We start from the raw sequence: 23,607 nt of genomic DNA, 5'->3' as shown, positions 1-23,607 counted from the left end.
ATAACTAACTGTCTGTAATTAAATAAAAAGATAACGCGAAACGCGGATGAACCAATATGGAAAAACCGTCACGCTATCTGGCAAATTCCAGTACGGCGCTGGAACAACTTCGTGGGCTAATTCACCAGCATGAGTCAACACCAGGGACTCCTCTGCCCACGGAACGTGAACTGGCGGAAAACTTAGGCGTCGGGCGACGCGAAGTGCGTCGCGCGCTGGACGTGCTGGAAGAGGAGGGGCGGATCTGGCGCAAACAGGGCAAAGGCACCTTTATTGGCCCTGCGGCACCGGTTGCACCTCTTGCACTACAGGGACTGGTGCAACAAACCAATATGCTGGAAGTGATGGAAGCCCGCCTGCAAATCGAGCCCGGTCTTGCGCGTCTGGCGGCACTTCGCGCCAGCCCGGAAAATCTTGCGCTGATGCAGCGCATGCTGGAACGCATCGACAACGTTAACCCGGATGATCCGGATCTGAATGAGCTGTGGGACAGCGCTTTTCACCGGGCTATCGCCGAGGCGGCAGGAAACCGTCTGATGCTCGGTCTTTTTGACACGCTAGACGCGGTGCGGCGCGAACCTGCCTGGCACCATCTGCGGGAACTGGCGCGAACGCCAGCGAAAGTGGATCGCTACAACGATCACCACCACCGCATCATGATTGCCATTCGCCAGCGCCAGCCGCATGAGGCGGCGACGGCGATGCGCGAACACCTGCTCGACCTGCAACATGCGCTGATCCAGGCCATTCATCTTGAGGACGATACCCCATGACGACGATCCCGTTTAAAGAGGCTGCGCCGGTGCTGCGTCTGCATAACCTGGAAGTGCAGTTTGCTGGCAGCCCGGTGAGCGTACTGGACAGGATTTCGCTCTCTGTCAAAAGTGGAGAAACGCTGGCGCTGGTCGGTGAGTCCGGCTGCGGCAAAAGTATTACCTCGCTGGCACTGATGGGGCTGCTGCCCGCCAGTGCGCAGATCCTTGGCGGTGAGATGCAGTTTCGCGGGCGCAACTTGCGCCAGCTCACTGCGCGCGAATATGCCGACCTGCGCGGTAATGAACTGGCGATGATTTTTCAGGAACCGATGACCTCGCTCAACCCGGCATTTACGCTCGGCGACCAGCTCAGCGAAGCGGTGATACGCCACCAGAACGTGTCGGCGAATGCGGCGCGCGAGGCGGCGCTCCACATTCTGGAAAAAGTGCAGATCCCGGCAGCGGAGATGCGCCTGAAAGCGTATCCACACCAGCTTTCCGGCGGTATGCGCCAGCGCGTGATGATCGCGATGGCACTCATCAACAAGCCGCGCCTGTTAATTGCCGACGAACCGACAACCGCACTGGATGTAACAATTCAGGCGCAGATCCTCGCGCTGCTCAACACCCTGAAAGCCGAAACCGGCACGGCGGTATTGATGATCACCCACGATCTCGGTGTGGTGGCGGAAGTGGCGCAGCAGGTGGCGGTGATGTACGCCGGACAAGTGGTGGAGCAGGGCAGCGTGGAGGCGATTTTTGCCGACCCACAGCACCCGTACACCATTGGTCTGATGGGATCGATTCCCTCGCTGGGGGCGCGCAAAGGGCAACTGTCGACCATTCCCGGTGCGGTGCCGTTACCGGAAGCGATGCCGCAAGGCTGCCGTTTCGCCACCCGTTGCCCGTTTGCCCAGGCACGCTGCCAGCAGCAAAAACCCCCACTAACACCGCAAGGGAAGGGCCATCTGGTGGCCTGTTTCCGTGTGCCACTTGAACAGCACATCGCGCTGGGGGAAACCGCATGAGCACGCCGATCCTCGAAGCTTTCGACCTGAGCAAACGCTTTGCCGGGCCAACCCGCTTGTTTGCGCCAAAACGTTATGTCACGGCGGTGGATCGTATTTCCCTGGCGGTTTACCCCGGCGAAACGCTGGCGATTGTGGGGGAGTCCGGTTCAGGAAAATCGACGCTTGGTCGCCTGCTATTGCGTTTGCTGGCGGCGTCCGAAGGGCGCGTTTACTACCAGGGAGAGGAGATCACCCATGCCAGCGGCGCGCGATTAAACCAGCTTCGGCGCGAGCTGCAAATTATCTTTCAGGATCCGTTTGCTTCGCTCAACCCGCGTATGACGGTAGAGCAGATTGTTGGTGAGCCGCTGTGGTTGCACCAGAAAATCGGTAAAGCGGAACGTCAGGCACGCGTTGCCGAGCTGCTTGGCACCGTGGGTCTGCCTGCGGCGTGGGCCAGACGCTACCCGCATGAGTTTTCCGGCGGCCAGCGTCAGCGTATTGGCATTGCCCGCGCGCTGGCTTCCGGGCCGAAATTGCTGCTTGGCGATGAACCCGTTTCCGCACTGGATGTGTCGGTGCAAGCGCAGGTGGTCAACCTGCTGGAGACGCTGAAACAGCAGCTTGGTTTAACCATGATCATCGTCGCGCACGGGCTGGCGGTGATCCGCCATATGAGCGACCGTGTGGCGGTGATGTACCTTGGGCAAATTGTGGAAATGGCAACGGTGGATGAAATCTTCGATGCGCCGTTGCATCCCTACACGCAGGCGCTGATGGCGTCTGCTCCGCAACCGCAGCCCGGCATTGTGCGCGAAACGCCGCTGTTGCAGGGCGATTTACCCAATCCCGCAAGCCCGCCGCAGGGCTGCCGTTTTCATACTCGCTGCCCGTTTGCGACAGACGAGTGCCAGCAACGTGAGCCCATCACACAGGTACTCGAAGGTGGTCGCCAGGTCTCTTGTCATCGCTGGCAGGAGATTAACCGCGACCGCAGCGTGATTCAGATTGCTCCCCCCTCAGCCGCGTTCTTGCGCCGTCGCGCGCTGTTTGAACACGCGGCCTCTCACTCCTCCCCTTAAAGGAAACAATAATGATGATGCGAAATTCGCTTTTGACCGTTCTGGGAAGTGTCATGTTGCTGGGCGCGGCACTGCCTGCCCAGGCTGAAAGTGTGCTGCGCGTGGGTCTTGGCGCGGATCCGGATATGCTCGATCCGCACCTGGCGCGTACTTACTATGGCCGTTTTGTCTTCGCTTCACTGTGCGATCGGCTGGTGGACGTGGATGAAAACCTGAAAGTGGTGCCCGGGCTGGCGAAGGCCTGGTCGTGGAGCGAGGATGGCAAAACCCTGACCATGGATCTGCGTGAGGGCGTGACCTTCCACGATGGCGAGAAGTTTGACGCCGCTGCGGCGAAATTCAGTCTCGATCGTGCGCTGACGCTGCCTGGTTCGCTGCGAAAAAGTGAAATCTCCTCTATCGAGTCGGTGGAGGTCAGCGGACCGCTGCAAATTAAGTTGCATTTGAAAACGCCGGACTCGGCGTTGCTGATGCAGTTAACCGATCGCGCCGGCGCGATGCTGGCCCCCGTGGCGGCGAAGAAAGCGGATTTTGCCGCCCACCCGGTCTGTTCTGGTCCGTATAAATTCGACAGCCGCGTTTCACAAGACCGCATTGTGTTGTCGCGTTTTGATAACTACTGGAACAAAGGTGCGTACCACTTCGACAAAGTTATTTACCTGCCGATCCCGGATGCCTCGGTGCGACTGGCGAACCTGCGTGCGGGCGATCTCGATCTGACCGAAGGGATTGCCGCCAGCGATGTGAAAACCGTAGAGGCCGACAACAAACTTCAGCTGGCGAAAGTGACAGGGCTTGGGTATCAGGGCATCACGTTTAATATCAATAACGGCAACGTCCCGGCCAACGATCCGTTCAAAGATGCGCGCGTGCGTGAGGCGTTCTCGCTGGCGATAGATCGCGATGCACTCAACCAGGTGGTATTCGAAGGGTTATACGCCCCGGCGAACCAGGCGTTTTCGCCAGTCAGCCCCTATCACGTCAAATTGCCGGTGCCCCCGCGCGATGTGGAAAAAGCCAAAGCGCTGCTGCAAGCCGCAGGGGTGAAGACGCCGATCACCGTCTCACTGCTGGTGCCGAACAACCCGACGTCACAACAAGTGGGCCAGGTGTTGCAGGCGATGACCGCCGAAGCCGGTTTCAATGTCAATCTGCAGATGACGGAATTCGCCACCCTGCTGGACAGGCAGCAAAGCGGCAATTTTCAGCTTAGCTACTCCGGCTGGTCTGGTCGCCCCGATCCCGATGGCAGCATCTTCGGCTTCATTAATAGCAAAGGGACGCTTAACGATGGTCGTTACAGCAACCCGCAGGTCGATGAGTGGCTGACGCAGGCGCGTTTGCACAACGATCCGGCAACTCGTCAGGCGTTGTATGAAAAGGTCGTGAAGCAGTTGCAAACCGATATGCCGATTGCCTACCTCTACTTTGAACCGCGCCTGTTTGGTATGAACAAAAAAGTGCAGGGCTTTAAACCTTACCCGGACGGCATTGTGCGTCTGGCGGGTTTGTCGCTTGCCAACTAAACGGCGTCGCCTGGAGAAACCATGCTGGAATTGATTTGCAAACGCCTGCTGCTCGCCGTTCCGACCTTGCTGCTGGTCAGCATGATGGTGTTCGGGCTGCAAAAGCTGCTACCCGGCGATCCGCTCACCGCGATGCTGGGCGAGGAGCGCGATCCGGCGGTCATCGCCCAGTTGCGCGCGGAGCTGAACCTGGATGCGCCGATTCCGGTGCAATATTTTCACTGGCTAACCCGCGCATTGCAGGGCGATCTTGGCGTCTCACTGCGTACGCAGGAGCCGGTCACGCACCTGATTGCCACCAAGCTGCCGGTGACGCTTGAGATGTCGCTACTGGCGATGGTTATTGCGCTGCTGTTCGGCATCAGCATGGGCATTCTGGCGGCGGTGAACAGGAATAGCTGGATCGATCACGGCGCTAATTTTGTGGCGATATCCGGCATTTCGGTGCCGCATTTCTGGCTGGGGATCCTGTTGATCCTCATCTTTTCCGTCAACCTGCAATGGCTGCCGGCGTCTGGTTTTGTGCCATTTAGTGAAGATCCATTGCAGAACTTGCGCACGCTGTTGTTGCCCGCGCTGGTGCTGGGAACGGGGCTGGCGGCGACGTTAATGCGCCATACTCGCGCGTCGATGATTGCGGTGCTGAAAGCGGATTATATTCGCACCGCACGCGCGAAGGGGTTGCTGCCAAAAGCGGTGATCATGAAGCATGCGTTTCGTAATGCGCTGGTGCCGGTGATCACCCTGACCACGCTGCTGTTTGGCGAGCTGCTGGGGGGCGCGGTGCTGACTGAGCAGGTGTTTACCATTCCCGGTTTCGGCAAGATGATTGTCGATTCGGTGTTCAACCGTGACTACGCGGTGGTGCAGGGTGTCGTGCTGGTGGTGGCAATCGGTTTTCTCGCGCTGAACCTGCTGGCGGATGTGCTGTATGTGTTAATCAACCCAAAAATGCGGAGTGAATAATGGCAGAACTGTCCACCACCGGCGTGGCGGCATCGCTGCCGCGTACGGAAAACCGGGTACTGAAAAAATTCCTCGCTAACCGTAGCGCGGTGATTGGCGCGGTGATTGTCGGCGTGTTTGTGCTGATTGCGCTGTTCGCGCCGTGGATCGCACCGTTTGATCCGGTCAAAGCGAACTTCCTGGCAGTACGCAAACCGCCGTCGGAGCTTTACTGGTTCGGCACCGATGAGCTGGGGCGCGATATTCTCTCACGCATGATCTGGGGGGCGCGCACTTCGCTGCTGGCGGGGTGTGTGTCGGTGGTGATCGCCGTGGTGATTGGCGTACCGCTCGGTTTGCTGGCGGGTTACTTCCAGGGCGTCTGGGATGGGGTGATTTCCCGCGTTATCGAAGCGCTGCTCGCCTGTCCGTTTCTGATTATGGCCATTGCACTGGGGGCGTTTCTTGGCCCCAGCCTGACCAATGCGATGATCGCCATTGGCTTGTCGGCGATGCCCATCTTTGCCCGCCTGACGCGCGGCCAGGTGATCGCGATTCGCAACGAAGAGTATATCGACGGCGCGCGGGCGATTGGTCTGCCGGATCGCTGGATCATCCTGCGCTACGTGTTGCCGAATGTGATGTCGCCGATCCTCGTGCAGGCCACGCTGGCGATCGCTTCGGCGATCATTACCGAAGCGAGCCTGTCGTTTCTCGGCCTTGGCCAGCAGCCGCCCTATCCGTCGTGGGGGGCAATGCTGAACACCGCGAAGGGCTTTCTGGAACAGGCTCCCTGGATGTCTATTTTCCCCGGCGTAACCATCTTTCTGACCGTGCAGGGATTTAATTTACTCGGCGACGGGCTGCGCGACGCGCTTGATCCGCGCCACGACTAAGGAGTTCTGATGACAAAAGCGATTGATTTCAATGTAAATTACGCCTCACATCGCGCGCCGATGATTGGCCGCAACGCGGTTGCCACCTCACAGCCGCTGGCGGCGCAGGCCGGGATGCGTATGCTCGCACTCGGTGGTAACGCGGTGGATGCGGCGATTGCCACCGCGATGGCGCTCACCGTCGTCGAACCGACTGGCTGCGGGATCGGCAGCGATGCCTTTGCTATTGTCTGGGATGGCACGCAATTACACGGATTGAATGCTTCCGGGCGTTCGCCCGCGAGCTGGCATGCGGATATGTTCGCCGGGAAAACGGCAGTGCCTGAACTGGGCTGGGATGCTGTCACCGTGCCGGGCGCGGTATCAGGTTGGGTGGCGCTGGCGGAACGTTTTGCCACACTGCCGCTGACCACGCTGGCGCAACCGGCCATTGAGTATGCGCGCCACGGTTTTCCCGTCTCGCCGCTGATTGGTCACTTGTGGCAGCGCGGCTATAACAAACTCAAAGATCAGCCAGGCTTTAGCGCCTGCTTTGCACCTGAAGGGCGCGCGCCGAAGATCGGTGAAATTTTCCGTAATCCGGCGCAGGCGCGCACGCTGGAGTTGATTGCGCAGACTAACGGTGAAGCCTTCTATCGCGGTGAGCTGGCACAGAAGATTGCCGCATTCGCCAAAGCACACGGTGCGCACCTGAGCGAGGCTGACCTGGCGAACCACAAAGCCGATTGGGTCACGTTGCTGTCGCGTGAGTTCGCCGGCGGTTCCGTGCAGGAGTTACCGCCGAACGGGCAGGGGATCGCCACGCTGATTGCGCTCGGCATTCTTGAGCAGTGCGATATGGGGCGTTATCACCCGGACTCTGTGCAGTCGCTGCACCTTGCCATTGAAGCCATGAAGCTGGCTCTGGCCGACCTTGACCGCTATGTTGCCGATGACGCACACCTGGAGTTTGCCGCCGAACTGCTGCTCAGTGACGACTATCTGAAATCGCGTGCGGCGCTGATCGACCCCGATAACGCGTCTGATTTTGTCTATGGCGCACCGACGCAAAGCGGTACGGTTTATCTTTCTACCGCTGATGCCAGCGGCATGATGGTGTCGTTTATTCAGTCCAACTTTATGGGTTTTGGCTCCGGCGTTGTGGTGCCGGACACTGGCATCAGCCTGCAAAATCGGGGCTGCGGTTTTGTGCTTGATCCAAAACACCCGAATGCGCTGGCGGGCAGCAAGCGCCCGTTCCACACCATTATTCCCGGTTTTGCGATGGGGGCCGACGGTAAACCGCTAATGTCGTTTGGCGTGATGGGCGGGCCGATGCAGGCGCAGGGACATATGCAGATGGCGCTGCGCATTATGTTGCATGGGCAAAACCCGCAGGCGGCGATTGATGCGCCGCGCTGGCGCGTGATTCAGGGGCGCGAAGTGGCGCTGGAATCAAGCTTTGATCGCAACGTGATTGCGGCGCTGCGTGAGCGCGGGCATGTGATAACGGTAGAAGATCCGCTGGCTGGCTATAACTTTGGCGGCGCGCAGGTCATTTACCGGATGCCGGAAGGCCACTATGTCGCAGCGACCGAAAGCCGCAAAGACGGGCAGGCGTTAGTGAGTTGATGAGTACCCTCTCCCGGCGGGGAGAGGGGATCGCCTTACCCCAGCGTAAAGGGATCGGCATCCTGCCAGGCGGGAAACTTCTCGCGGTACTCCCGTAACGCGCTGAGTGACAGCTCGGCGTCAATGCGCGTCGCCTGGTGCGGCTCGGCGGTGGCGATGATTTCGCCCTGCGGGCTGATAACCCGGCTGTCGCCACGATAGTGATGACCGTTGCCATCGGTGCCGACGCGGTTACAGCCCGCCACCCAGGCGAGGTTCTCAATCGCGCGGGCCACCAGCAGCGATTGCCAGTGCAGCGAGCGAGGTGCTGGCCAGTTGGCAACATAAAGCAGCAGATCGTAATCATTGCGGTTGCGCGACCACACCGGAAAGCGCAGGTCGTAACAGACCAGCGGCAGAATACGCCAGCCGCGCCACTCAAACACCACGCGCTCGTTACCCGCTTCGTAATGGTGGTGCTCATCGGCCATGCGGAACAGATGGCGTTTATCGTAGAAATGCACTTTGCCTTCCGGTTCGACGAGCAGAAAGCGGTTGACCGGCCCGCGTTCGGTTTGCAGCGCGGCGCTACCGGCGATCAGCGCCTTGGTCTGTTGGGCTTTATCCCGCATCCAGGCGATGACCTCATCTTGCGGCATGGATTGTTTCGCCGCCTCCATGGCAAAACCGGTGGTGAACATTTCCGGCAGCACAATCACATCACGCCCGGTGACGTCTTCTAACTGGATATCGAAATGGCGCAGGTTAGCGGGGCCATCCATCCAGACTAACGGTTGTTGTAACAGCGTAATTTTTAAACCAGGCACAATAGCAACTCCCCGTAAGACAGCATCTGCACACTGTAGCATGAGGATAAATAAAAAAACCCGCATGATGCGGGTTTCGATAAGAGGAGAGGGTTTTCAGCCGCTTACTGCGTCAGGCAGCTTCCGGTTTACGCACTTTCTCCGGCGTTTTTACCACCGGCTGAGTCGCCAGTGCCTCCGGTTCAAAGTCGTCAACGTTGATACTCCGCAGGCGGCTGACCTCGGCTTTGTTCAACAGCGCGGCCTCTTCCTGATTAATCAGCCCGCTTGCCAGCGCCTGCTGAGCCAGCACGTCCAGACGGGTGAACGGCAGGTTTTTGCCTAACTCTTTGCAGATGCGCTGATGAATCGGATCCGCTGCCATCACATCAACCAGCGCCTCTTCCAGCAAGCCGACCGGGTTATGCTCGCTCGGCGTCAGGTACTGGCCGCGACCAATACGTGAACGCGTTGCGCTCGGGGTTTGCAGGATCTTCGCTATTTTGTGATCCAGTTTGTCGGACGGCGCGCGGTAGTGACGACCGGTCGGGAAAATCACCAGGCTCAGGGCACCAGCTACAAAGCGGTTCGGGAAGTTCTCCAGTAAATCATGCATTGCCTGTTCCGCCTGGTAGAGCGCATCCTGCACGCCCCAGTGTACCAGCGGCAGATCCGCTTCCTGACGGCCTTCGTCGTCATAGCGTTTCAGCACCGCCGAGGCGAGATAGAGCTGGCTTAACACATCGCCAAGACGTGCCGAGATGCGTTCGCGGCGTTTCAGGCTGCCGCCAAGCACCGCCATAGACACATCCGAGAGCAGCGCGAGGTTGGCACTCACACGGTTCAGATGCTGGTAGTAACGTTTGGTGGCGTCACGGGTTGGCGTGGCGCTGGTTAAACCGCGTGTCAGGCCGAGCCAGAAACTGCGCATCATATTGCTGCCGACATGGCCGATATGTTTGAACAGCAGTTTATCGAAGGCGTCCACGTCGTTATTCTGCGCGGCGGCCATCTCTTCCAGCACATACGGATGGCAGCGGATAGCGCCCTGGCCGAAGATCATCATGGTACGGGTGAGGATATTCGCGCCTTCTACGGTAATGGCGATCGGCGCACCCTGGTAGCTACGCGCCAGGAAGTTGCCCTCGCCGAGCATGATGCCTTTACCGCCGGCAATATCCATCGCATCAATGATTGACTGCTGACCACGGTGGGTACAGTGATACTTAACGATTGCCGAAAGCACCGCTGGTTTTTCACCGAGCATAATGCCGTAGGTCACCAGCGATGCGGCTGCATCCATGGCGTAGGCGTTACCGCCAATGCGCGCCAGCGGCTCTTCGATGCCTTCCATTTTACCAATCGACACTTTGAACTGGCGGCGGATATGAGCGTACGCGCCAATCCCCATCGCGACGGATTTAACGCCGCCAGTGGAGTTGGACGGCAGCGTAATACCGCGACCTACCGACAGACATTCCACCAGCATACGCCAGCCCTGACCAGCCATCTTCGGCCCGCCAATAATGTAATCAATCGGCACAAAAATATCGTCGCCGCGGGTCGGGCCATTCTGGAACGGCACGTTCAACGGGAAGTGACGGCGGCCAATTTCCACGCCCGGCGTAGAGGTGGGGATCAGCGCACAGGTAATGCCTAATTCTTCCTCGCCACCCAGCAGTTTATCCGGGTCAGAGAGTTTGAACGCCAGCCCCAGAACCGTAGCGATTGGCGCGAGCGTAATGTAGCGTTTGTTCCAGGTCAGGCGCATACCGAGCACCTGTTCGCCCTGCCAGTCACCCATGCAAACGATGCCGGTATCCGGAATGGCGCCCGCATCGGAGCCAGCTTCCGGGCTGGTCAGTGCGAAGCAGGGGATTTCTACACCGCGCGCCAGGCGCGGCAGATAGTGATCTTTTTGCTCCTGGGTGCCGTAGTGTTGCAGCAATTCACCCGGGCCTAAGGAGTTCGGTACGCCGACGGTGATCGCCAGAATACCGGAGACACCCGCGAGTTTTTGCAGCACACGGGACTGGGCATAAGCTGAGAATTCCAGCCCGCCGTACTCTTTTTTGATGATCATCGCAAAGAAGCGGTGCTCTTTTAAGAACGCCCACAGTTCCGGCGGCAGATCGGCCATTTCGTGGGTGATCTGGAAGTCATTCGCCATGCGACAGGCTTCTTCCACCGGGCCGTCGATAAACGCCTGCTCTTCGGCGGTCAGGCGCGGCTGCGGGTAGTTATGCAGTTTTTTCCAGTCCGGGTTACCGCGAAACAGATCGCCTTCCCACCAGGTTGTCCCGGCGTCGATGGCCTCTTTTTCGGTACGCGACATTGGCGGCATCACTTTACGGAAACCACGGAATGCCGGTGCGGAAATCAACGCTTTACGCATCGGCGGCAGGTTAAACGGCACCAGAATAATCGCGAGCGGCAGCAGCACCCAGATAGACCACAGGCCCGCAACGCCGAGCGCGGCGGTCCACGCCAGCAGGATCACGCTGCTGAGCAGCAGGTTAACGCGGTGGTAAAACAGCGCGCCGAGCAGAACAACCGTTGCGATAATGCTCAAAATCATCATAAAGAAAAGCTCCCTTGCTTGTAGGAGGTCTGACCACTTGTGATGTATTGGTTGTAGTGGATGTGATTTCTTTTAGCAATGTGTTTACAAAATAATTACAACCTGGTTCACATTGTTGAGGGCTTTTTGCGCACGGAAAATGAAAACGACGGGGCGCTACGGCTTTAACTTCTCGCCTGGAATAGTATCCGGTACACTGCGCAGTGTTATTTACATTTATGCTGAAGGATATCCTCATGTACCAGGATCTTATTCGTAACGAACTGAACGAAGCGGCCGAAACGCTGGCGAACTTCTTGAAAGATGATGCCAATATTCACGCTATTCAGCGCGCGGCGGTATTGCTGGCCGACAGCTTTAAAGCCGGCGGCAAAGTGTTGTCCTGTGGTAACGGCGGCTCGCATTGTGATGCGATGCATTTCGCAGAAGAGTTAACCGGGCGCTACCGTGAAAACCGTCCGGGTTACCCGGCGATTGCCATCTCTGATGTGAGCCATCTCTCCTGCGTCAGCAACGACTTCGGTTACGACTATGTTTTCTCCCGTTATGTGGAAGCCGTTGGCCGCGAAGGCGACGTGCTGCTGGGGATCTCCACTTCCGGTAACTCTGGCAACGTGATCAAAGCGGTTGCGGCGGCGCGTGAGAAGGGAATGAAAGTGATCACCCTGACCGGTAAAGACGGCGGCAAAATGGCGGGCAGCGCAGATGTTGAAATTCGCGTGCCGCATTTTGGATATGCTGACCGTATTCAGGAAATTCACATTAAAGTGATCCATATCCTGATTCAGTTGATTGAAAAAGAGATGGTTAAGGCTTAAGGAAGGCGACTTTGCCTTTTTGACTCCGGCAGTGCCCGAGATCCTGTCTGTGTGCAGTGAATCGGCGCACTGTCCGTATGCCAACTGGCTGCACCAATTACGCCTTCTCTGATAAGGGCGCTGTGTGGGGGTGTGTATGTGCGAACTGCTCGGTATGAGCGCAAATGTGCCAACCGATATCTGCTTTAGTTTTACCGGTCTCGTCCAGCGTGGCGGCGGAACCGGGCCGCATAAAGATGGCTGGGGCATTACCTTTTACGAAGGCAAGGGCTGTCGCACGTTCAAAGATCCGCAACCGAGTTTTAATTCCCCTATTGCGAAATTAGTACAGGACTATCCGATCAAATCCCGTTCGGTGATTGCCCATATTCGCCAGGCGAATCGTGGCGAAGTGGCGCTGGAAAATACCCATCCGTTTACCCGCGAACTGTGGGGGCGCAACTGGACCTATGCGCACAACGGGCAGCTCACAGGCTATAAATCGCTGGAGACCGGTAATTTCCGCCCAATTGGCGAAACCGACAGCGAGAAAGCCTTTTGCTGGCTATTGCACAAGCTGACCGAACGCTACCCGCGCACACCGGGCAATATGGCGGCCGTGTTTAAATATATTGCGGCACTGGCAACGGAACTGCGCGAGAAGGGCGTTTTTAATATGCTGCTGTCAGACGGGCGTTATGTAATGGCGTTTTGTTCGACCAACCTGTTCTGGATCACCCGCCGTGCGCCGTTTGGCGTAGCGAAGCTGCTGGATCAGGATGTGGAAATTGATTTTCAGCGGGAAACCACACCAAACGATGTGGTTACCGTGATTGCCACCCAGCCGTTAACCGGCAATGAAACCTGGCAAAAGATTATGCCAGGCGAATGGGCATTATTTTGCCTGGGGGAGCGTGTAGTTTGACGCCAGCTGCGGCTGAACAGCGGTGTTCAGCGGCTTACTAACCACATAGCGACCATCCACGACCGAGACAACCGGCGGCTGGTGGGTGGTGGCGAAGTAGTCATAACCCGGCTTCAATTGCTTCCAGAAATCCGCATAAGTTGAATATTTATGGCGCTGCATATTGGCGTCGGTCATGCGGAACGGATAGATACTCACCTGCACGTTCGGCTGTCCGAAAACCAGCGCGGCGGTAACAAACTGGAAGATCTCATCAATACCGGAATCCGTCATTGCGTAGCAACCAATCGACACGCAAGCGCCGTGGATCATCAGGTATTTGCCTTCATAGCCGTGGGCGCGATCGTAGTTATTCGGAAACCCAATATTAATGGCTTTATAGAAGCGGCTATCCGGCTTCAACTGGCTGCGCTGTACGGAGTAGAAACCCTCCGGGCTTTTAAAATCACCCTGGCGCTGCTTGGGGCCTAACCCGCCGGAGTAATTACAAATCTTGTAGCTGTCGAGCAACTGATATTGCTCGCCCATCTTGACGTAAAGATCAAGGGTGCGCTCTTCTTTGAAGATCTGGATATAAACCGGCGACCCCATCAACTGCTGCTTATATTCTTTGCTGACCGGCGTTACTGAACCGTTGCTGCTCACCAGGCCAGCAAAAGAGACGCACGGAAGCAGAAGCATCGCAATAAATAATGCGATTTTGCGCATACTACTTGTTTCCTTGATAAAGCTAATACCACATTGCCAGGACGGCAAAAGAAGCCCAAAATTCAGACTATTCTGTTTTGGAGCGCCCACATTAGCATTACGGCATTTTTTCGCAAGCCCCAATCTATGTCGTCTTTCACGCTGCCTCTTTATTGGCTTCGCTTTTGTCTCGCGCGAATAAGATTGAGGATTATGTATCAAACGCTTGGCCGAAAGCTGGCGACTATTATGCGAGTAAAAAGCCTGAATTACCGCTTATATTCCTCTCTTTTCGTCGGATTTACGTACTGGCTTCTCAATTACTGTAAGTGTGCTGTATACTTATCCAGTATTCTGTGAGGGCGTACACATGCGCAAAATCATACATGTTGATATGGACTGCTTTTTCGCGGCGGTTGAGATGCGCGATAACCCGGCCCTGCGCGATATTCCCATCGCTATCGGCGGCAGCCGGGTACAACGCGGCGTGATCAGCACGGCGAACTATCCGGCACGCAAATTTGGCGTACGCAGCGCGATGCCAACAGCGATGGCGCTTAAACTCTGCCCGCACCTCACGCTATTGCCCGGCCGTTTTGACGCTTATAAAGAAGCGTCTAACCAGATCCGCGATATCTTCTCTCGTTACACCTCGCGTATTGAACCGCTCTCGCTGGATGAAGCCTATCTTGATGTTACCGATAGCCCGCACTGCCACGGTTCGGCGACGCTAATGGCGCAGGAGATTCGCCAGACCATTTTTAATGAAACCCAACTGACTGCGTCGGCGGGCGTTGCGCCGGTGAAGTTTCTCGCCAAAATTGCCTCCGATCTCAACAAACCCAACGGGCAATATGTGATTACGCCCGCTGATGTCCCGGCCTTTCTGCGCACGCTACCGCTCGGCAAAATCCCCGGTGTGGGGAAGGTATCAGCGGCAAAACTGGAAACGCTGGGGCTGCGCACCTGTGAAGATGTGCAAAAGAGCGACCTGGCCATGCTGCTTAAACGCTTTGGTAAATTTGGCCGTATTTTATGGGAGCGCAGTCAGGGCATTGACGAGCGGGAAATTAACAGCGAACGGTTGCGTAAATCGGTGGGCGTGGAGCGGACACTGGCGGAAGATATTCACAGCTGGGAAGAGTGCGAAGCGATTATCGATCATCTCTACCCTGAGCTTGAGCGGCGGTTGGCAAAAGTAAAACCGGATCTGTTAATTGCTCGCCAGGGGATAAAACTGAAATTTAATGATTTCCAGCTTACGACTCAGGAGCATGTCTGGCCGCGGTTAAATAAAGAGGATTTACTGGCGACGGCGCAAAAAACCTGGAACGACCGCCGCAGCGGGCGCGGTGTCCGGCTGGTTGGGTTGCATGTCACGCTGCTTGATCCTCAACTGGAACGGCAACTGGTGTTAGGGCTATAAAATTACGCTACGGATCTATTACACGCTTCTTTATCCCCGACGTTTATTTCACATTACTGCACAGGCATTTCACCGTGCCCTGATGTCTCTTTGTCGTTCCTGTAACCCCGGTTTCGTCTGCCGGTCCCTTTTATTTGTTCATATATAAAAGGAGATACGGGCAATTCTCTTTGCCATCTCGCTTCGGAAAATATTTCTACTAAACGGCTGGCAACCTTGCTGATTGCTCATCGTCTGCAACAAATAAAGGATGCTGAACGCGCGAGGCTGAAATCGGAAGGTCGATTGTTTCACCCGCAGATTGAACGGGGAGAAACCCGCTGCGCGCGTTTAAAGGGATGGCATTTAAGGCAGTGTAGAGTCGGGGAAAATGTCCGCGCCGGGCGGCGCGGACAACAGGCTTATTTCGCCGGAATCGCTTTCAGCAATTCGGTCAGCAAGGTCCAGTAATGGCCCACGCTTTCGATATGCACTTGCTCATCCGGTGAGTGCGGGCCGGTGATGGTTGGCCCAATCGATACCATATCCATATCCGGGTACGGTTTTTTGAACAGACCGCACTCCAGACCCGCGTGGATCACCTGAATGTTCGGCGTTTTGTTGAACAGACGCTGATAAGTTTCACGCACCAGCGCCATCACCGGTGAACGCGCGTCCGGCTGCCAGCCCGGGTAACCCCCTTTCGGTGCGGTTTTCGCTCCCGCCAGCGCACCCAGTGACTCCAGCATGCTCACCACATAATCTTTCCCGCTATCTACCAGCGAGCGGATCAGGCAGATGATCTCGGCGTTGTCGTCTTGCAGCGTTACCACGCCCACGTTCAGCGAGGTTTCTACCACGCCTTTGGCGACGTCAGAGTTGCGAATAACCCCGTTCGGCGTCGCGTTCAGCAGGCGCACAAACGTATCGCGCGAGGCGGTGGTCAGCGCCGCTTTATCGCTGCTTGCGCTGTCCAGCAGTACCACCAGATTCTTCTCTTTGGCTTCCAGCTCGTTTTTCAGGATTGCCTGATATTCGCTGGCCAGCGTTTTCAGCTGCGCGGCTTTATCTGCCGGAATGGCGAAAACAGCAATCGCTTCGCGCGGAATCGCGTTACGCAACGTACCGCCAGTGAAATCCAGCAGACGCAGATCCAGCTCCGCCGCGTGACCGGCCAGGAAGCGCGCCAGCAGTTTGTTGGCGTTACCTAAACCGACATGAATTTCGGCACCAGAGTGGCCGCCTTTCAGCCCTTTCAGCGTCAGCTTGAAGGTTTCATACCCGGCCGGTACGGCTTCGCGGGTGAGTGGCAGGGTGGTGATAAAATCGATACCACCTGCGCAACCCATGTAGATTTCACCCTCTTCTTCAGAGTCGGTGTTAATCAGAATGTCCGCCTGCAGCCAGTTCGCTTGCAGACCAAACGCGCCATCCATGCCTGCTTCTTCGGTCATGGTCAGCAGCACTTCCAGCGGACCGTGTTCAACGCTGTCATCTGCCAGCACCGCCAGCGCGGAAGCCATGCCGATACCGTTATCCGCGCCGAGCGTGGTGCCGCGCGCTTTAACCCATTCACCGTCTACATACGGGCGAATCGGATCGGTGGTGAAATCGTGTACTGTGTCGTTATTTTTCTGCGGCACCATATCAAGGTGTGCTTGCAGAACTACCGGCTTGCGGTTTTCCATGCCAGCGGTGGCTGGTTTACGGATCAGAATGTTGCCAACCTGGTCGCGTTCCGCATGCAACCCCTTTTCTTTCGCCCAGCCCATAATGTGACCGGCGAGTTGTTCTTCATGGTAGGACGGGTGCGGAATAGAACAAATTTTGGCAAAAATATCCCACAGCGGCTGTGGCGATAGGTGAGACAGTTCAGACACGATGAGTCTCCTTACGAAGAGCCTGCGCAACATACCTTGCAGGTCACAGGGTTAAATAAACGAACATCGCAAGCCGTCAGCTTGCGAGATGGCGTTGAGAATAACACTTTATTGCCGCGCTGCGAGCACCAGGGCGCGGAAAAAGCGCCGGTAATGCCGGGTAATACTGGTTTTTAGCGCTTCAGATCTCTATAATCTCGCGCAACCTATTTCCCCCTCGAATAATTTTTAAGCCGTAAAACACAGGCTGGGACACTTCACATGAGCGAAAAATACGTCGTCACCTGGGACATGTTGCAGATTCACGCACGCAAACTGGCCGCCCGATTGATGCCTTCAGAACAATGGAAAGGCATTATTGCCGTAAGCCGTGGTGGTCTGGTGCCAGGCGCATTGCTGGCGCGTGAGCTGGGCATTCGTCATGTTGATACCGTATGTATCTCCAGCTACGACCACGACAACCAGCGCGAGCTGAAAGTCCTGAAACGCGCAGAAGGTGACGGCGAAGGTTTTATCGTGATCGACGATCTGGTGGACACCGGCGGTACCGCTGTCGCCATTCGTGAAATGTATCCCAAAGCGCATTTCGTCACTATTTTCGCCAAACCGGCAGGTCGCCCGCTGGTTGACGATTACGTGATCGATATCCCGCAGGACACCTGGATTGAACAGCCGTGGGATATGGGTGTGGTGTTTGTGCCGCCAATCAGCGGCCGTTAATTCTGCTTTGAAACATTTGCTCACGCCCGGTTTTGCCGGGCGTTGTTTTTTTTAGCGCGCAACAGGTTACAATAACCGCCGGTGATAGATACATGGAGCCTGCGCGCAATGTCACAGCCCAATCTTAGCGAAACGTTATTCAAACCCCGCTTCAAGCACCCTGAAACTTCCACGTTGGTACGCCGGTTTAATCGTGGCGCGCAATCGCCGATCCTGTCGACCCTTGATGGCAAAAATGTGCCGCACTGGTATCGCATGCTCAACCGGCTGATGTGGGTTTGGCGCGGCGTGGATCCGCGAGAGATCCTCGAAGTACAGGCGCGTATTGTGATGAGCCAGGCTGAACGCACTGATCCGGAATTGTATGACACGGTGGTGGGTTACCGTAACGGCAACTGGATCTATGAATGGTCCGTGCAGGCTATGTCGTGGCAGCAAAAAGCGATGCAGGAACCCGCGCCAGAAATCAGTGGCAAACACTGGCTGCATGCGTCCAGTTTGTTCAGCATTGCTGCTTATCCTCATATTAAAGGTGATTCGCTCGCTGAGCAGGCGCAAGCGCTGGCGAACCGCGCGTATGAAGAGGCAGTGCAGCGTCTGCCGGGCGAGATCAAAGAGCTGCAGTTCGCCATTCCCGGCGGCACGCCGGTCACCGGATTTTTGCATATGCCGCCTGGCAATGGCCCGTTTCCGACGGTATTAATGTGCGGCGGGCTGGATAGCCTGCAAAGCGACTATTACACCCTGTTTGAACGCTATTTCGCGCCGCAAGGCATCGCGATGCTGACGCTGGATATGCCGTCGGTTGGCTTCTCTTCGAAGTGGAAACTGACACAGGATTCCAGCCTGCTGCATCAGCATGCACTGCAAGCGCTGCCGAACATTCCCTGGATCGATCACACGCGGGTGGCGGCGTTTGGCTTTCGCTTTGGCGCGAATGTGGCGGTGCGCCTGGCATATCTTGAATCGTCGCGCCTGAAAGCGGTGGCTTGCCTTGGGCCGGTGGTGCATGCATTGCTGAGCGACCCGCAACGCCAGGGACGCGTGCCGGAGATGTATCTGGATGTGCTCGCCAGCCGCCTGGGGATGCACGACGCTTCCGACGAGGCGCTGCGCGTGGAGCTGAATCGCTATTCGCTGAAAACCCAGGGTTTACTCGGCAGACGTTGCCCCACGCCGATGCTTTCCGGTTACTGGCAAAACGATCCCTTCAGCCCGGAGGAGGAGTCGCGTTTAATCACCTCGTCATCTGGCAACGGCAAACTGCTGGAAATCCCGTTTAACCCGGTTTATCGAAATTTTGATAAGGCGTTGCAACAAATAACCGGATGGATCAACCATCATTTTCGTTAATAGATTGATAAATTCTATCGGTTTGGTAAAACAGTTGCTTCACAAAAGGAGATCGCAATGACGTTACCGAGTGGACATCCGAGAAGCAGGTTGATTAAAAAGTTTACTGCGCTGGGGCCTTATATCCGCGAAGAGCAATGCGAAGAGAACCGTTTTTTCTTTGATTGCCTGGCAGTTTGCGTGAATGTTAAACCCGCGCCGGAAAAACGAGAGTTCTGGGGCTGGTGGATGGAAATGGAAGCGCAGGAGACACGTTTTACCTACCGTTATCAGTTCGGCCTTTTTGATAAAGAAGGGCAATGGAAACCTACGGCGATAAAAGATCAGGAAGTGACCAATCGTTTAGAGCACACGCTGCGCGATTTTCACGAACGTGCGAAAACCCTGCTGGCTTCACTTGAGCTGAAGCTGGAACCTGCCGAAGACTTCAAAGAACAGTTGAAGCTCACCGCGTAACTCCCCGCTTAAAAAAAGCCCGATAGCTCGCGCTTATCGGGCCTGGCCGCAGTTTTCCGGCCTTCCACCTGAATCAGGTTAAATAAATGCCCTCTTGCGAGGGCATTCGATATAACGAGGGGTATTACCGGTGCGACAACTTAGAACTGGTAAGTCACGCCAACCGCAACAACGTCGTCGTTCGCCAGACCCAGTTTGTTGTCGTCTTTCAACTGGTTGATTTTGTAGTCAACCATCGCAGAGAAGTTTTTGTTAAAGTAGTAAGTTGCGCCAACGTCGATGTAGTTAACCAGATCTTCGTCGCCAACACCTTTTTCCAGATCCTTGCCTTTAGTCAGGACATAACCCAGAGACGGACGCAGACCGAAGTCGAACTGGTACTGGACAACCGCTTCGAAGTTCTCGGTTTTGTTAGCAAAACCCGAACCCAGCCCGGTGCTCGCTGCGGCAGATACTGGTGTCATGTTGTAAGCGACGCCGTACATGGTGGCGATATACAGGTTGTTCGCATCGTATTTCGCGCCGGTTGCCCAGGCTTCGGCTTTCTCGCCGCGACCAAACGCTGCGGTGTTCTGTGCGTTGGTACGATCAGAGTTCGCATACGCGCCAATCAGGCTGAATGCGCTGCCGCCGAAGTTATAGGAGAGAGAAGTACCCCAGCCGTCGCCGTTCTGTTTATTGACAGCGCGGTTGCTTTCGTTTTTACCCTGGTACTGCAGGGTCATATTCAGACCGTCGATCATGCCGAAGAAGTCGGTGTTGCGGTAAGTTGCAACACCAGAGGTACGCTTGGTCATGAAGTTATCGGTACGAGTCAGGCCGTCACCACCGAATTCCGGGAACATATCCGTTACGGAAGCCACGTCGTACAGCACGCCCAGGTTACGACCATAGTCGATAGAACCAAAATCTTTGATTTTCAAACCAGCAAACGCCAGACGGGTTTTCTGGCTGGTCGCTGAGTTGTTGTTGTTGGTTTCGTCGTTGTTACCAGCAAATTCAGCTTCCCAACGGCCGAAACCGGTCAGCTGATCGTTAATCTGTGTTTCGCCTTTGAAACCGAAACGCACGTAAGTTTTGTCACCGTCGTTGGTGGTATCGTCACTGAAGTAGTGCATGGCTTTTACTTTGCCGTACACGTCCAGTTTGTTGCCGTTCTTGTTATAAACTTCGGCTGCATGAACAGAAGAAGCAGAAGCGACAACGCTCATCACCATTAATGCCAGAGTGCTCTTTTTCATTTTGATTCCTGATTTGACTAACGCGCTAATATTCGCTGGGCATACGCCCCGTGAAAAACAGGAAGGGTTTTAACGCTGCGAAATTAAAGATTTATGACAAATTAAGAATATTTTTAAAAAGTTATGTTTTTTTGTATTTGCCATAAAAGTGTCAAATCCTGCCGCTACGCTTGCTGATCCCGCGCAACAAAAAAGTGGGCTGACAGCTCTGGCAGTTGGCAATCGCTCTCACTCCTGTTACAACGTCTGACGACGATTTACTTTCCTTATATTTCCTTAAAAAAACGGCAGAGAATCATGAGTGACAGCCAGACGCTGGTGGTAAAACTCGGTACCAGTGTTTTAACGGGCGGATCCCGTCGCCTGAACCGCGCCCATATTGTTGAACTGGTGCGCCAGTGCGCACAGCAACACGCCGCCGGGCATAGAATTGTAATTGTGACGTCTGGCGCGATTGCCGCCGGACGCGAGCATCTGGGCTACCCGGAACTCCCCGCGACTATCGCGTCGAAACAGCTGCTGGCGGCGGTAGGGCAGAGCCGTTTGATTCAACTGTGGGAACAACTGTTTTCCATTTACGGGATTCATATTGGGCAGATGCTGCTGACGCGCGCCGATATGGAAGATCGGGAGCGTTTCCTCAATGCGCGCGACACGCTGCGTGCGCTGCTCGACAACAATATCGTGCCGGTGATTAACGAAAACGACGCCGTAGCCACCACGGAAATCAAAGTCGGCGATAATGATAACCTCTCCGCGCTCGCCGCTATCCTTGCCGGTGCCGACAAACTGCTACTGCTGACCGATCAGCAAGGCCTGTTTACCGCCGATCCGCGTAGCAACCCGGACGCGGAACTGATTAAAGACGTTTACGGCATCGACGATGCGCTGCGCGCGATTGCCGGGGACAGCGTTTCCGGCCTCGGTACGGGCGGGATGGGCACCAAGCTGCAAGCGGCTGACGTTGCCTGCCGCGCGGGGATCGACACCATTATCGCTGCGGGCAGCAAGCCAGGCGTGATTGGCGATGTTGTGGAAGGGATTTCCGTCGGCACGCGCTTTCACGCCCAGGAGTCGCCGCTGGAAAACCGTAAACGCTGGATCTTTGGCGCGCCGCCTGCCGGTGAAATCACCGTTGATGAAGGCGCAACGGCGGCCATTCTGGAACGCGGCAGCTCCTTGTTGCCCAAAGGCATTAAAAGCGTGACAGGCAACTTTTCCCGTGGTGAAGTGATCCGCATTCGTAATCTGCAAGGTCGCGATATCGCCCACGGCGTAAGCCGTTATAACAGCGATGCGCTGCGTCGCATTGCCGGGCAACATTCGCAGCAGATTGACGCCATTCTGGGCTACGAATATGGCCCTGTCGCGGTGCACCGCGACGACATGATTACCCGTTAAGGAGCAGAAGTATGCTGGAACAAATGGGCATCGCTGCCAAAGCAGCGTCATACAAGCTGGCATTGCTCTCCAGCCGCGAGAAAAATCGCGTGCTGGAAAAAATCGCTGATTATCTCGAAGCGCAGGCGCAAGAGATCCTGCTCGCGAACGAACAGGATCTGCTGGAAGCTCGCCGCAACGGGCTGAGCGACGCGATGCTTGACCGGCTGGCGCTCAACCCGGCGCGCTTAACCGCGATCGCCAATGATGTGCGCCAGGTTTGCAAACTGGCGGATCCGGTAGGCCAGGTGATTGAGGGTGGTCTGTTGGACAGCGGATTGCGCATTGAGCGCCGCCGCGTGCCGCTGGGCGTGATTGGTGTGATTTATGAAGCGCGTCCAAACGTCACTGTGGATGTCGCTTCTTTGTGCCTGAAAACCGGTAATGCCGCGATCCTGCGCGGTGGTAAAGAGACCTGGCGCACCAACGCCGCCACGGTAAAAGTTATCCAGCAGGCGCTGGAAGAGTGCGGCTTACCGGCCGGCGCGGTGCAGGCTATCGAAAGCCCGGATCGCGCGTTGGTGAATGAAATGCTGCGCATGGATAAATACATCGACATGCTGATCCCGCGCGGTGGCGCTGGTTTACATAAGCTGTGCCGCGAACAGTCGACCATCCCGGTGATCACCGGAGGTATCGGCGTGTGTCATATCGTGGTTGATGACTCTGCGGAAATCGATCCGGCGTTAAAAATCATCGTTAACGCTAAAACCCAACGCCCCAGTACCTGCAACACGGTGGAAACACTGCTGGTGCATCAGGATATCGCGCAGCGATTCCTGCCCGCGCTGAGTAAGCAGATGGCGGAAAGTGGCGTGACATTGCATGCTGATGAACAGGCGTTGGCGCTGTTGCAAAACGGCCCGGCAAAAGTGGAAGCGGTAAAAGCGGAGCAGTATGACGACGAGTTTTTATCACTGGATTTGAATGTGAAAATCGTGGCGGGTCTGGATGACGCCATCGATCATATTCGCCAGCACGGCACTCAGCACTCTGATGCCATCCTCACCCGTACACTGCGCAATGCAGACCGCTTTATTAACGAGGTGGACTCCTCCGCAGTGTATGTGAATGCGTCTACGCGTTTTACCGACGGCGGGCAGTTTGGCCTCGGAGCGGAAGTCGCTGTCAGCACGCAGAAGTTGCACGCGCGTGGCCCGATGGGGCTGGAAGCGTTGACAACCTATAAGTGGATTGGCTTCGGCGACGACACGATTCGTGCTTAATTGAAAAAGGGTGATGCAAAAGTAGCCGGTTGATTCCCAAGGGCATTGACGCATCACCCGCTTAGTTTTAACCTTCTACTCCGTGATTCACGCTCGTGAACACATCGCAGGGCCGATATAGCTCAGTTGGTAGAGCAGCGCATTCGTAATGCGAAGGTCGTAGGTTCGACTCCTATTATCGGCACCATCCTACCTATTTTAACGTCTCCCTAAGTCTACTCAAACACCCTTTAAATCCTTATAATACGCCGTTTCACGGCCCTTGTTGTCTCTGCTCGTCTACTCA

General features: G+C 56.1%; 20 protein-coding genes, 1 tRNA gene and 1 pseudogene. 17 read left to right on the top strand and 5 right to left on the bottom strand.

Features of this window, described 5'->3' with window-relative positions; genetic code table 11:
• The first annotated feature begins 56 nt into the window (after nt 1-56).
• The 7 genes from O3S68_RS12610 to O3S68_RS12580 are packed head-to-tail and all read left to right on the top strand — an operon-like array spanning nt 57 to nt 7,825.
• Entirely contained in the window at nt 57-773 is a 717-nt protein-coding gene (locus O3S68_RS12610) for a FadR/GntR family transcriptional regulator (RefSeq protein ID WP_017458765.1), read from the top strand.
• Nucleotides 770-1,783: an ABC transporter ATP-binding protein gene (locus O3S68_RS12605; protein ID WP_045513264.1), complete on the top strand. Its 1,014-nt coding sequence runs from the start codon at nt 770-772 to the stop codon at nt 1,781-1,783. Before O3S68_RS12610 ends, O3S68_RS12605 begins: the two co-directional genes overlap by 4 nt.
• Entirely contained in the window at nt 1,780-2,847 is a 1,068-nt protein-coding gene (locus O3S68_RS12600) for an ABC transporter ATP-binding protein (protein ID WP_020456678.1), read from the top strand. The genes O3S68_RS12605 and O3S68_RS12600 overlap by 4 nt, the downstream gene beginning before the upstream one ends.
• 11 nt (nt 2,848-2,858) lie before the next feature.
• On the top strand, nt 2,859-4,373 hold the full coding sequence (locus O3S68_RS12595; RefSeq protein WP_269231622.1) for an ABC transporter substrate-binding protein: 1,515 nt from the start codon (nt 2,859-2,861) through the stop codon (nt 4,371-4,373).
• 21 nt (nt 4,374-4,394) lie between these two features.
• A complete protein-coding gene (locus tag O3S68_RS12590; protein ID WP_269231621.1) occupies nt 4,395-5,339 on the top strand; it encodes an ABC transporter permease in 945 nt (314 codons plus the stop codon).
• Nucleotides 5,339-6,214: an ABC transporter permease gene (locus tag O3S68_RS12585; protein ID WP_020456681.1), complete on the top strand. Its 876-nt coding sequence runs from the start codon at nt 5,339-5,341 to the stop codon at nt 6,212-6,214. Before O3S68_RS12590 ends, O3S68_RS12585 begins: the two co-directional genes overlap by 1 nt.
• 9 nt (nt 6,215-6,223) lie before the next feature.
• The gene (locus O3S68_RS12580) at nt 6,224-7,825 is read left to right on the top strand and encodes a gamma-glutamyltransferase family protein (protein ID WP_269231620.1); all 1,602 of its coding nucleotides are present in this window, start codon (nt 6,224-6,226) and stop codon (nt 7,823-7,825) included.
• Nucleotides 7,826-7,860: 35 nt separating this feature from the next.
• Here the strand turns inward: O3S68_RS12580 and O3S68_RS12575 are convergent, their stop codons facing one another.
• Together O3S68_RS12575 and fadE are read right to left on the bottom strand one after the other, a co-directional pair.
• Nucleotides 7,861-8,631: an amidohydrolase gene (locus O3S68_RS12575; protein ID WP_020456683.1), complete on the bottom strand. Its 771-nt coding sequence runs from the start codon at nt 8,629-8,631 to the stop codon at nt 7,861-7,863.
• Nucleotides 8,632-8,743: 112 nt separating this feature from the next.
• Nucleotides 8,744-11,191, bottom strand: a complete 2,448-nt coding sequence (fadE, locus tag O3S68_RS12570; protein WP_045513253.1) for an acyl-CoA dehydrogenase FadE — start codon at nt 11,189-11,191, stop codon at nt 8,744-8,746.
• A gap of 236 nt (nt 11,192-11,427) precedes the next feature.
• Between fadE and lpcA the strand changes: the two genes are divergently transcribed.
• Together lpcA and O3S68_RS12560 are read left to right on the top strand one after the other, a co-directional pair.
• Entirely contained in the window at nt 11,428-12,009 is a 582-nt protein-coding gene (lpcA, locus tag O3S68_RS12565) for a D-sedoheptulose 7-phosphate isomerase (protein WP_017458774.1), read from the top strand.
• A 136-nt stretch (nt 12,010-12,145) separates the two neighbouring features.
• Nucleotides 12,146-12,913, top strand: coding sequence for a class II glutamine amidotransferase (locus O3S68_RS12560; RefSeq protein ID WP_045513248.1), 768 nt, complete (start codon nt 12,146-12,148; stop codon nt 12,911-12,913).
• Here the strand turns inward: O3S68_RS12560 and dpaA are convergent.
• Nucleotides 12,884-13,621 (bottom strand): peptidoglycan meso-diaminopimelic acid protein amidase, encoded by a 738-nt coding sequence (gene dpaA, locus O3S68_RS12555; RefSeq protein WP_020456686.1) that lies wholly within the window; start codon nt 13,619-13,621, stop codon nt 12,884-12,886. The genes O3S68_RS12560 and dpaA overlap by 30 nt on opposite strands.
• A gap of 349 nt (nt 13,622-13,970) precedes the next feature.
• Between dpaA and dinB the strand changes: the two genes are divergently transcribed.
• Both dinB and prfH read left to right on the top strand, forming a co-directional pair.
• Nucleotides 13,971-15,026: a DNA polymerase IV gene (dinB, locus tag O3S68_RS12550; RefSeq protein ID WP_269231619.1), complete on the top strand. Its 1,056-nt coding sequence runs from the start codon at nt 13,971-13,973 to the stop codon at nt 15,024-15,026.
• A 195-nt stretch (nt 15,027-15,221) separates the two neighbouring features.
• A pseudogene (gene prfH / locus O3S68_RS24205) lies at nt 15,222-15,385 on the top strand (peptide chain release factor H); the annotation flags it as partial.
• Between the two features lie 42 nt (nt 15,386-15,427).
• Here prfH and pepD read toward each other — a convergent pair.
• Nucleotides 15,428-16,885, bottom strand: a complete 1,458-nt coding sequence (gene pepD, locus O3S68_RS12545; RefSeq protein WP_097406350.1) for a cytosol nonspecific dipeptidase — start codon at nt 16,883-16,885, stop codon at nt 15,428-15,430.
• A gap of 261 nt (nt 16,886-17,146) precedes the next feature.
• Between pepD and gpt the strand changes: the two genes are divergently transcribed.
• The 3 genes from gpt to crl all read left to right on the top strand — a co-directional run bounded on the left by gpt (nt 17,147) and on the right by crl (nt 19,414).
• Nucleotides 17,147-17,605: a xanthine phosphoribosyltransferase gene (gpt, locus tag O3S68_RS12540; protein WP_003863205.1), complete on the top strand. Its 459-nt coding sequence runs from the start codon at nt 17,147-17,149 to the stop codon at nt 17,603-17,605.
• 108 nt (nt 17,606-17,713) lie between these two features.
• Nucleotides 17,714-18,958 (top strand): esterase FrsA, encoded by a 1,245-nt coding sequence (gene frsA, locus O3S68_RS12535; protein ID WP_020456689.1) that lies wholly within the window; start codon nt 17,714-17,716, stop codon nt 18,956-18,958.
• 57 nt (nt 18,959-19,015) lie between these two features.
• Nucleotides 19,016-19,414 (top strand): sigma factor-binding protein Crl, encoded by a 399-nt coding sequence (gene crl / locus O3S68_RS12530; protein WP_269231618.1) that lies wholly within the window; start codon nt 19,016-19,018, stop codon nt 19,412-19,414.
• Between the two features lie 140 nt (nt 19,415-19,554).
• Here crl and phoE read toward each other — a convergent pair whose 3' ends face one another.
• Nucleotides 19,555-20,655 carry a phosphoporin PhoE gene (phoE, locus tag O3S68_RS12525; RefSeq protein WP_045509412.1) on the bottom strand — a complete coding sequence of 367 codons (1,101 nt, stop codon included), beginning with the start codon at nt 20,653-20,655 and terminating at the stop codon, nt 19,555-19,557.
• Nucleotides 20,656-20,952: 297 nt separating this feature from the next.
• Here phoE and proB point away from each other — a divergent pair, with 297 nt between their 5' ends.
• The 3 genes from proB (at nt 20,953) to O3S68_RS12510 (ending at nt 23,508) form a co-directional block, all read left to right on the top strand.
• Entirely contained in the window at nt 20,953-22,056 is a 1,104-nt protein-coding gene (gene proB, locus O3S68_RS12520; protein ID WP_020456691.1) for a glutamate 5-kinase, read from the top strand.
• A gap of 11 nt (nt 22,057-22,067) precedes the next feature.
• Nucleotides 22,068-23,321: a glutamate-5-semialdehyde dehydrogenase gene (gene proA / locus O3S68_RS12515; RefSeq protein WP_269231617.1), complete on the top strand. Its 1,254-nt coding sequence runs from the start codon at nt 22,068-22,070 to the stop codon at nt 23,319-23,321.
• 111 nt (nt 23,322-23,432) lie between these two features.
• Nucleotides 23,433-23,508 (top strand) — tRNA-Thr (locus O3S68_RS12510).
• Nucleotides 23,509-23,607 lie beyond the last annotated feature (99 nt).

The organism is Kosakonia sp. SOY2, assembly GCF_027109175.1.
In the GTDB taxonomy this organism is placed as follows: Bacteria; Pseudomonadota; Gammaproteobacteria; order Enterobacterales; family Enterobacteriaceae; genus Kosakonia.
The sequence above is the reverse complement of the archived record's forward strand: the minus strand, read 5'-3'. Positions and strand labels throughout refer to the sequence as shown.